Source organism: Mitsuaria sp. TWR114, assembly GCF_007997345.1.
The window spans coordinates 1-1,978 of the sequence record NZ_VOSR01000017.1 but is presented as its reverse complement, the minus strand read 5'-3'; the positions used below and the strand labels follow the sequence as shown (position 1 = coordinate 1,978).

The following is a 1,978-nucleotide window of genomic DNA, read 5'->3' as shown; positions in this document are numbered from 1 at the left end:
CTCCCGCTTGCGGGAGAGGGCGGGGGTGAGGGCCGCGGTCATGGCACCGCGCCCACCCTGACCCTGGGCCGCGACCGCGGCAACCGCCCGCTGCGCTACCTGGCGCTGGCCGCGGTCGCCATCGTGATGCTCTACCCCCTGCTATGGCTGGTCGGCGCCTCCTTCAAGAGCAACGCCGAGATCTTCAGCTCCGCCGGCTTCTGGCCCGACCGCTTCGACTTCGGCGCCTATGCCAAGGGCTGGAAGACCAGCACCGAGTACACCTTCGCGACCTACTTCCTGAACAGCTTCCTGATCACGATCCCGCGCATCGTCGTGACGGTGATCTCCTGCGTGCTGGTGGCCTACGCCTTCGCGCGCTTCGAGTTCTGGGGCCGCAAGCTGCTGTTCAGCATCATGATCGCCACGATGATGCTGCCGCTGATCGTGCTGCGCCTGCCGCAGTACCTGGTGTTCCGCGAGATCGGCTGGCTGGACTCCTACCTGCCGCTGATCGTGCCCTCGGCCTTCGCCACGGACACCTTCTTCGTCTTCATGCTGGTGCAGTTCCTGCGCGGCATCCCGCGCGACATGGAAGAGGCCGCCCAGATCGACGGCTGCAATGCGCTGCAGCTGCTGTGGCACATCATCGTGCCGCTGCTCAAGCCGGCCATCATCTCGGTGATCGTCTTCCAGTTCATCTGGACGATGAACGACTTCATGGGCCCGCTGATCTACCTGGCCTCGGTGGAGAAGTACCCGGTCTCGCTGGCGCTGAAGATGAGCATCGGCGCGACCGAGGAGGTCGAGTGGGCCAACGTGATCGCGATCTCGGTGGTGGCGCTGATCCCGTCGATCGCCGTGTTCTTCGCGGCGCAGAAGCATTTCATCGAGGGCGCGACGTCCTCGGGCGTCAAAGGCTGACAAGGACATCGGCATGGCAAGACTGAGCCTCAACAAGGTCGAGAAGGTGTACCCCAACGGATTCAAGGCCGTGCACGGCGTGGACCTGGAGGTGCGCGACGGCGAGTTCATGGTCTTCGTCGGTCCCTCGGGCTGCGCGAAGTCGACGCTGCTGCGGATGATCGCGGGGCTGGAGAGCATCACCGGCGGCGAGCTGCGCATCGGCGACCGCGCCGTCAACGCGCTGGCGCCCAAGCAGCGCGGCATCGCGATGGTGTTCCAGAACTACGCGCTGTATCCCCACATGAAGGTCTACGACAACCTGGCCTTCGGCCTGAAGCTGGCGGGCACGCCCAAGGCCGAGCTCGACCAGCGCGTGCGCCATGCCGCGAAGCTGCTGGAGATGGAGCACCTGCTGGACCGCTATCCGAAGCAGCTGTCCGGCGGCCAGGCGCAGCGCGTCGCGGTGGGCCGGGCGATCGTGAAGAAGCCGGATGTCTTCCTCTTCGACGAGCCGCTGTCCAACCTCGACGCCAAGCTGCGCGCCGCGATGCGGGTGCGGCTGACCGAGCTGCACCGCACGCTGCGCGACAGCCAGCAGCCCGCCACCACGATCTACGTCACCCACGACCAGGTCGAGGCGATGACGATGGGCGAGCGCATCTGCGTCCTCAAGGAGGGCGTGATCCAGCAGGTCGACACGCCGACGGCGCTCTACGACCGGCCGGCCAACGCCTTTGTCGCCGGCTTCATCGGCTCGCCGGAGATGAACCTGCTCGAGGCGCGCCTGCAAGCCACCGACACCGGGCTGGCCGTCGAGGTCGGCGGCGCGCGGCTGCCGCTGCCCGCGGACAAGGCAGCGGGCATCGCGGCGCTGCCGCGCCTGGCGGATGCGGCGGTGACCTTCGGCCTGCGGCCGGAGCACATCGGCCTGGCGCCGCGCGTGCAGGGCGACAGCGTCGGCGTCACGGCGCGGCTGCGCTTCACCGAGCACATGGGCTCGGAGGTCTACCTGCATGCGGAGCTGGGCGCGCTGCCGATCACGGCGCGCATCCCGGCCGAGCAGGCGATCGCGTTGCAGGGCCTGGCGCGCGGC

Annotated in this window: 2 protein-coding genes; both read left to right on the top strand. The window is 68.1% G+C overall.

Annotated elements, in window-relative coordinates:
- Positions 1-903: carbohydrate ABC transporter permease (locus FUT87_RS01165; protein ID WP_222617014.1), on the top strand; the 903-nt coding region annotated here is incomplete at its 5' end.
- Between the two features lie 13 nt (positions 904-916).
- On the top strand, positions 917-1,978 hold a 1,062-nt coding region (locus FUT87_RS01160), incomplete at its 3' end, for an ABC transporter ATP-binding protein (protein ID WP_147239816.1).